A 1,958-nucleotide genomic window follows, 5' to 3' on the forward strand; every position below is an offset into this window, starting at 1 on the left:
GCCCGGCTCCCCGAGGGGAGCCGGGCCCTTCCGCATGTCCGAGGAGGAGCGTCAGCCGATCCGCGACTCAGCGCGGCGCGCCCGGACGTCGCCGACCTTCTGCCCCACCTTGCGGCGGATGACCAGCAGCGGCGCCATCGCGGCGAGCGCGATCTGCGCGAACGCGCCGATGTGCATCAGCCTGTCGCCGCCCGGCAGACCGGTCGCCCAGGCCGCCAGGCAGCCGATCGACACGACGATCCAGCAGAGCGTCGCGGTGGCCAGCAGGCCCTGCGGCTTCGGGTACTCGATCCGGCTGACCATGAGGTACGCCGCGCCGAAGATGGCGAGCAGACCCGGCAGGAACGGCGGGTCGAGCAGCACGATGGCGATCACCGTCATGGCGCCCATCGGGCACGGCATGCCCTGGAACACCCCCGGCCGCATCTTCACAGCGGAGAAGCGGGCGAGCCGCAGCACCACCGCGAGCAGCACGGTCAGCGCGATCAGCGCCGACAGCCGGCTGTCGGAGCCCGGCGAGACCATGCCCCAGACCGCGACGAAGTAGGCCGGCGCGATGCCGAAGCTGATCAGGTCGGCCAGGTTGTCCAGCTCGGCCCCGAGCGCGGAGGAGCGCAGTTTGCGCGCCACCAGCCCGTCGAACAGGTCGCACATCGAGCCGATGAGCAGCAGCGTGACCGCGGTGGCGGCGCTGTGCCGGTCCGGCGCGGCGTCCGGGTTGGTGATGTACGGGACCAGCACCCCGGTGGTGATCGAGTAGATCGCCAGGAAGCCGCAGACGGCGTTCCCCAGGGTCAGGAAGTCGGCGGTGGACAGGTGCTGCGGCGAGCGCGGCGCGCGCAGCTCGCGGTCGCGGGCCCAGCGGCGGCGGCGCAGGACCGCCTCCTCGTCGTCCAGGCCGACGATCGTCTCAGGTTCAGTCACGGTCAAGGCGTGTCACCCCGGCAGTGGTCTTCTGGCCGACCTCGACGCCGACCTCGACGCCGGCCGGCAGGTAGGTGTCGACCCGGGACCCGAACCGGATCAGACCGATCCGCTCGCCCTGCTCGACCTTGGTACCGGCGTCCACGTACGGCACGATCCGGCGCGCCACGGCACCCGCGATCTGCACCATCTCGATGTCGCCGAGCTCGGTGTCGAAATGCCAGACGACCCGCTCGTTCTGGTCGCTGTCCTTGTTGAACGCGGGCACGAAGCCACCGGGCACGTGCTCGACCGAGGCCACGGTGCCGGGCAGCGGGGCCCGGTTCACGTGGACGTTGAGCGGGCTCATGAAGATCGCCACGCGGGTCCGGCCGTCCGGCCACGCGTCGATGCTCTGGACCACGCCGTCGGCGGGCGAGATCACTCTGCCCGTGCCGATCTCACGCTCGGGGTCGCGGAAGAACCACAGCATGCCGGCGCCGAGCGCACAGGCGGGTACCGCCGCCAGGGCCCACTTGCCGCTGCGCCGGGTGAGGGCGGTGGTCACGGCGGCCGTGGCGAGGGTGGGGACGAACCAGGGGGTGGCTCCGCGCGCGATGGACACGCGGGGCCGACGACCGGCCGTCGTGGCTGCGAGGGCGTCGCGGTCCGTGACGGAGGTGTGAGGGGACGGGCTGATGGGCATCGAAGACCTTTGTCGCGGGGGATCATGGCCGCTGGACGGGGGCCACCGCGGGATCGGGTAATAGAGGGACGTCTGCTGTCCCGGTGGATGCTATCGGGAGCAGACGGTGGGTGGGCAACCCGCCTGCTCGTCATGTGACCTGGCGGAGGCGCAGCCGCGCCCCTTCCATACGACCGTAGCTGGCCCCGCTCCGGTTCCCAAGGGACCGGGCGAAGCTGGTGACTCATGTCTCAACCGTGCCCGGGCGGCCGGTGCGCGGCTGCCCGTCGGGGAGCCGGGGCGGGCCGCCGGGGACCGGGCCGGGGTACGCCGAAGCGGCCGCAGGGCGTACGGCTGCTGCCGTACGCCC

The 1,958-nt window shown here is 72.3% G+C and carries 2 protein-coding genes; both read right to left on the reverse strand.

Annotated features, from left to right (window positions below):
• Positions 1-51 precede the first annotated feature (51 nt).
• Positions 52-930, reverse strand: a complete 879-nt coding sequence (locus ACFU74_RS37120) for a CDP-alcohol phosphatidyltransferase family protein (RefSeq protein ID WP_380764551.1) — start codon at positions 928-930, stop codon at positions 52-54.
• Positions 917-1,609, reverse strand: a complete 693-nt coding sequence (locus tag ACFU74_RS37125) for a phosphatidylserine decarboxylase (protein WP_380764552.1) — start codon at positions 1,607-1,609, stop codon at positions 917-919. Before ACFU74_RS37125 ends, ACFU74_RS37120 begins: the two co-directional genes overlap by 14 nt.
• Positions 1,610-1,958: the final 349 nt, after the last annotated feature.

It is taken from the genome of Kitasatospora sp. NPDC057500, assembly GCF_042802195.1.
In the GTDB taxonomy this organism is placed as follows: Bacteria; Actinomycetota; Actinomycetes; order Streptomycetales; family Streptomycetaceae; genus Kitasatospora.